Below are 5,637 nucleotides of genomic sequence, written 5' to 3'. Positions count from 1 at the left end.
TCCTCGCGCGCGCCGCAGGCGTGGACGCCGTCGCCCCCGGCGACACGGTGGTCTGCGAGGTCGACATGAACGTCCTGATCGACCTGCAGTTCCAGCGCTGGACCACGCCCCTGACGATCGCGGACCCCGACCGCACCGCGATCGTCCTCGACCACGCCGTTCCGGCGCCCTCGCTGGTGGACGCCGACAGCGGCCGGCGAGCCCGGGCCTTCGCCCAGGAGTTCGGCGTCGACCGCTTCTTCGACGTGGGCCGGCACGGCATCTGCCACCAGGTGATCGCCGAGAACGCGCTCGCCCTTCCCGGCCAGGTGCTCACCTGCACCGACTCGCACACCTGTGCCGGCGGGGCGTTCAACAACGCGGCCCGCGGCCTCGGCCTCGTCGAGGTCCTGGCCATCCTGTGCACCGGCCGCACCTGGTACACGGTGTCGCCCACCTACCGCTACGAGCTGGTCGGGGAGATGCCGGCCGGGCTGAGCGGCAAGGACGTCTTCCTCCACGTCGCCGCGGTCCACGGGGACGCCACGAACCACAGTCTCGAGTTCGGCGGCCCGGGCCTGGCCTCGGTCCCGATGAACGACCGCCGCACCATCGCCACGCAGGGCGCCGAGGTCTCCGCCGACTTCACCGTCTTCGGTGTCGACGAGCGGTGCGAGCAGTACCTGGCCGCGGCGGGAGCCGGTCCCTACCGGGCCGTCGACGCGGACCCGGACGCCGACTACGCCGAGGTCCGGACCGTCGACCTCGGCCGCATCGAGCCCCAGGTGGCACTGCCGGGACGCGTCAGCGGCAACGCCGTCCCGGTGTCGGAGCTCGACGTCCCGAAGATCGACCAGTGCTTCGTCGGCTCCTGCGCCAACGGCCAGCTCGAGGACCTGCGGATCGCGGCCGAGCTGCTCGAGGGGCGTCGGGTGGCCGAGGGGGTGCGCCTGATCGTCACGCCGGCCTCGCAGGCCGTGTACCGGGAGGCGCTGCGGCGCGGCTACCTCGCCGCGATCGCGGACTCCGGGGCGGTCGTCACCAACTCCACCTGCGGGGCCTGCTTCGGCTACCACATGGGCGTCGTCGGCGACGGCGAGGTCTGCCTGACCTCCAGCACCCGCAACTTCCGCGGGCGGATGGGCAGCCCCACCGCCGACATCTACATGGCCTCGACCGCCACCGTCGTCGCCTCCGCGGTGGCCGGACACCTCGTGGACGCCCGCGAGACCGGCCGCTGAACCCGATCACCACGACGAGGAGCGAGCACCATGGACCACCGATCCGACCCATCCGACGCCCGACGAGCCCCGGGCCGCGTCACGGGCCGCGCCTGGCTCTTCGGTGACAGCATCGACACCGACGCCATGTACCCCGGCTTCGCCATGAAGCTGGAGCCGGCGCAAGCCGCCCGGCACGTCTTCTACGACCTGCGACCCGGCTGGACCGACCTGGTCACAGACGGCGACGTCCTCGTCGCGGGACGCAACTTCGGCGTCGGCTCGAGCCGCCCCGTGGCACCACTGCTGCGCATGCTGGGCATCGCCGCGCTGGTCGCCGACGAGATCAACTCGCTCTTCCTGCGGAACGCCATCAACTACGGCCTGCCCGCGATGACCGTGCCGGGCATCACCGCAGCGGTCGCGGAGGGCGACACGGTCACCGTCGACCTGCGGCGGGGTCAGGTCGAGACCCCACAACGGCGTTTCGAGCTCGCACCCGTCCCGGACATGGTGCTCGACATCCTCGACGCCGGCGGCCTGGTGCCCCGCCTGATCGCCGACGGCCTCCTGCCGGCCGACGCCGCGGTCTGAGCCGCGCTCCCCGCACCCATCCGACGCCACCCGCCGCGAGCCGGTGGCGGGTACGAACGCGCCCTCGACGGGGCGCGGCCCGTGACGGCCCGACCTCCGGCGCAGCCACCGACGCCGACCAGGAGCCGATGATGACGACCGACCCGACTCGCGATGCCGCAGTCCCTCCGCCGAGCGCTGCCCTACCGTCGACCCGCCTCGAACGCCTGCCACGGATCACCCGCACCCACGTGCGCTGGACCGTCGTGCTCGCCTCCCTGTTCCTGTGCGAACTCGCCGACATCGCCACGCTCTCCTACTCGGCGCCCGCGATCCGCACCGACTGGCACCTGTCCATCACCGACCTCGGCGTGCTGACCTCCGCCACCTTCCTCGGCATGTTCGTCGGTGCACTGCTCGGCGGGCGCCTGGCCGACCGGTACGGGCGACGGACGATCCTGATCGCCGCGGCGGCGTTCTTCTCGGTCTGCTCGATCCTCAGCGCGCTCGCGCCCGGCTACACGGTGTTCGCCGCGCTGCGCTTCCTGACCGGAGCCGGCGTGCAGGCCACCACCGGCGTCCTGCTCGTCTACGCGGTGGAGATGTTCCCGCGCACCTCCCGCGGCCGGTACCTGTCGGTGATGATCGCGCTCGGTGGCCTCGGTGTCCCGCTGATCGCCGGCGCAGCCCGCCTGCTGGTCCCGCTCGGCCCCGACGGGTGGCGCTGGGTGTTCGTCGTCGGCGGCGTCGGCCTGATCCCCGCCGTCCTGGGAGCCCTGCTGCTCCCGGAGTCGGTGCGCTGGCGGGAGATCCACGGTCGGCGCACCCCGGCGGAACTGCTCGTCGACCGGCTCGAGCGCGACCTCACCGCTCGAGGCGTCGTCCTCCCCGAGCCCGAGGTCCGCGCCGCCGAACCGCGCCACGGGCTCGCGGAACTGCGCAGCTCGCGCTACCTGCGCCGCACGGTCGTGACGTCGGCGGTCATGGTGCTGGCCATCCTGAGCTACTACGGCTTCAACAGCTGGGTGGCCACGCTGCTCGTCGACCGCGGCTTCGACACGACGCAGGCCCTGACCATCAGCGCCGTCCTCGCCCTCGCGCCGGTGCTGGGGGCGCTCGCCGCCCTGCCGATCATCGACCGGTGGGAGCGACGGCGGACGTCGGGTGTGCTCTGCGCGCTGGTCGCGGTCGCGATGCTCGTGTTCGCCCTCACCCACGACACCGTGGCCCTGGTCGTCGCGGGCTTCGTCGCGGCGCTGCTGCTGCAGGCCAACACCGCCGTGCTGTACGCCTACCTGCCCGAGGTCTTCCCGACCACGTTGCGCGGGATCGGCTCGGGGATCGCCAACGGCGCCGGCCGCATCGCCGGCGTCGCCAACGGATTCCTCATCGCGGCCGTGGCCGGCGTGGCGGGCTTCACCGGCGTCTTCCTCACGACCGCCGTGCTCGTCCTGCTGGCCGGCGTCGTGCTCTGGACGTTCGGGGTGGACACCCGGGGCCGGGCCCTGGACGACATCGCCGGGGACGGCACCGTCGCCGACCCCGGTGAGCGCCTGACGGCCGGCCGCTCGTGATCAGGGCTCCTCGCCGACCTCGTCCCCGCGCAGCTCGGCGCGGAGCCGGTCGCGCTGGGCCCGGCGGGTGGCGGTGGCCGCCTCGATCTCGGCGTTGAGCCGCGTGCGGAGCGGTCGGAACGCGATCAGTGACAGCGGCAGGGCGACGATCAGCGCCACGATCAGCGCCAGCAGCAGCGGCAGGCCGACGAGCACGAGCACACCGGTGATCACCGCGACGAGCACCACGCGCGCGCCGACGTAGGCGCCGACGGCGAGGGCGAGGCCGCCGCGGCTCCCGGACGCGGCCGGCGGTGCGGCGGCGGGCGCGGGTGCGGCGTCGGGCGCGGGTGACTCGGCGGCGGCCGCGGGTGACTCGGACATCGGGGTGTCGGCCGGGGACGGGCTCCCCGACGGCGATCCAGCGGGTTCCACGAGGTCCAGGGTAGGCGTTCGTCAGGGAGACCGGAGCGACACGATCGTCCGTTTCCTGCCTTTATGAACCTTTTACCTCCGCACTAGCGTTCGAGTACGTGAGGGGTCCGGTGTCACGATTCGCACCAGAACGTCTGCTCCGCCCGACGACCGCCTCCCGGCCCCGGGCGACAGAACCCTGGGCGGGCCGCTGGCCCGAGGAGGTGGCGCATGACCGTCACACCGGACGCGACCGAGCGTCTCATGACCCCCGGTGAGGTCGCCGCGATGTTCCGCGTCGACCCGAAGACCGTCACCCGCTGGGCGGCGGCCGGGCGCATCGGATCCATCCGCACGCCGGGTGGCCACCGCCGCTTCCGCGAGTCGGAGGTCCGCACCCTCCTCGACGGACTCACCAGCGAGGCGCACGGCTGAGCTCGGCACGAACCCCTCGAGGACCCGGTCACGGCACCGCCGCGGCCGGGTCCTCGCACGTCCGGCCCCCCGCTCGCCGTCACCGACCGTCCACCCGGCGGACCTCCGACGATCGTCCCCCGGACACGCCGAAGGCCGGGTAGCGTAGGTCAGGCGAGCGATCGGCCGCCCGCCTGGGCGTCCGGAGGAGGTGCGAGACGTGGTGCTGTTCGTCGTCGCGGTGATGGTGCTGGTGGCCGTCGGAGTACTGCTCTGGAAGGCCGTCACCGCTCAGACGCTCGCCACGGGCACCGGCGCCCCGGAGGACGAGGCCCCCACCGGGCCCACCCGCGCACCCGGCGCCGGTCGCGCCCGCCGTCCCCGTCAGATCGCCCCGGACGACGACCCGGAGTTCCTCCGCAGCCTCGACGAGCAGGTCAAGCGCGGGCGCGCCGACGAGGACCCGTCCGCCGGCGGCTGACCCCGTTCTGTCGCGTCCGCGACACTGCGTCGGTATCGGCTGCTCCACTGGTGTGATCCGGTCTTGCCCCACGGTCCCGCGACCGGTCATCGTTCACTCACCGTGACGACCAGCCGGTCGTCCCCGTGAGGACGGATCGATCGCCATGACTCCCACCTGGGGCATCCCCGGACCGCTGTTCCTCGTCGGCTGGCTCCTGCTCGCCCTCGTCACGCTGGCCCTGCCCCGCCTCGCCCTGGTCGCGGCGCGGTGGGGGCCGGAGGCTCCGCCGGACCACACGCTCACCCCCGTGCAGCTCGGCGCCCTGATCGGGGGCACCGACCGGGCCGTCGCGGCGGACGTCGCCGGGCTCGTCGAGAGCGGGCGCCTGCGCGTCGACGACGGGGGCCGGCTCTGCACGGTCGTCAGCGACGGTCGTCCCCGGCCGGAGGACGACCCGGAACTGTCCGACCTCGACGTCGCCGTCCTGCGCCACGCCGAGACCCCGCGGACCGGTCGTCAGCTGGTGACGGGGGCGCGGACCGTCGGGCTGACCCGGGAGCTCGACGAGCAGCTGGTCGCCCGGGGCCTGCTCCGGGACCCCACGCGAATGCGCAGCCGGGCCCTGCGGGCCTGGATCCCGTTCGGGCTCGTCGTCCTCCTCGGGGTCGCCCGGCTCGCCGCGGGTCTCGGCCACGGCGCGTCGATCGAATTCCTCGTGTTCGGCCTGGTCCTCGTGCTGTGCGTGGCGAGCGCGGCGAAGCCCACGGACTTCCGGGTGCTCACCCCGGCCGGACGGGCCACGCTGGCCGCCGCCCGGGAGGCCGCGCGGACCGGGACGCCGGCCGCCGCGATGGCCCCGGGAACCCCGGGCGCGGGCAGCTCGCTCCTCCTCGGCGCGGCGCTGCTCGTCGCGCTCGGCGGCTTCGCCGCGTTCCCCGACCCCGCCCTGGCCTCCCTGCTGGCCCCGCCGGCGTTCCTCGGTGGCGGTGGGTCGGACGGCGGCGGGGCCAGCAGGGAGGCC

Annotated in this window: 7 protein-coding genes; 6 read left to right on the top strand and 1 reads right to left on the bottom strand. The window is 74.1% G+C overall.

The window, feature by feature from the left end:
- The 3 genes from AC0CYZ_RS27625 to AC0CYZ_RS27615 all read left to right on the top strand — a co-directional run.
- On the top strand, nucleotides 1-1,220 hold a 1,220-nt coding region (locus AC0CYZ_RS27625; RefSeq protein ID WP_472221315.1), incomplete at its 5' end, for a 3-isopropylmalate dehydratase large subunit.
- 30 nt (nucleotides 1,221-1,250) lie between these two features.
- On the top strand, nucleotides 1,251-1,793 hold the full coding sequence (locus AC0CYZ_RS27620; RefSeq protein WP_472221314.1) for a LeuD/DmdB family oxidoreductase small subunit: 543 nt from the start codon (nucleotides 1,251-1,253) through the stop codon (nucleotides 1,791-1,793).
- Between the two features lie 230 nt (nucleotides 1,794-2,023).
- On the top strand, nucleotides 2,024-3,346 hold the full coding sequence (locus tag AC0CYZ_RS27615; protein WP_472221313.1) for an MFS transporter: 1,323 nt from the start codon (nucleotides 2,024-2,026) through the stop codon (nucleotides 3,344-3,346).
- Here the strand turns inward: AC0CYZ_RS27615 and AC0CYZ_RS27610 are convergent, their stop codons facing one another.
- Complete coding sequence (locus AC0CYZ_RS27610; protein ID WP_472221312.1) at nucleotides 3,347-3,760, bottom strand: DUF4229 domain-containing protein; 414 nt, start codon at nucleotides 3,758-3,760, stop codon at nucleotides 3,347-3,349.
- 210 nt (nucleotides 3,761-3,970) lie between these two features.
- On the opposite strand from AC0CYZ_RS27610, the gene AC0CYZ_RS27605 reads away from it, so the two are divergent.
- From AC0CYZ_RS27605 to AC0CYZ_RS27595, 3 genes are all read left to right on the top strand, one after another.
- Nucleotides 3,971-4,174, top strand: a complete 204-nt coding sequence (locus AC0CYZ_RS27605; RefSeq protein ID WP_472221311.1) for a BldC family transcriptional regulator — start codon at nucleotides 3,971-3,973, stop codon at nucleotides 4,172-4,174.
- Between the two features lie 199 nt (nucleotides 4,175-4,373).
- Nucleotides 4,374-4,634, top strand: a complete 261-nt coding sequence (locus AC0CYZ_RS27600) for a hypothetical protein (protein ID WP_472221310.1) — start codon at nucleotides 4,374-4,376, stop codon at nucleotides 4,632-4,634.
- Nucleotides 4,635-4,779: 145 nt separating this feature from the next.
- The coding region (locus AC0CYZ_RS27595) for a TIGR04222 domain-containing membrane protein (RefSeq protein WP_472221309.1) at nucleotides 4,780-5,637 on the top strand (858 nt) is incomplete at its 3' end.

Source organism: Actinomycetospora sp., from assembly GCF_055612215.1.
Note: the sequence above shows the minus strand (reverse complement) of the source record. Positions and strands in the feature narration are given on the sequence as shown.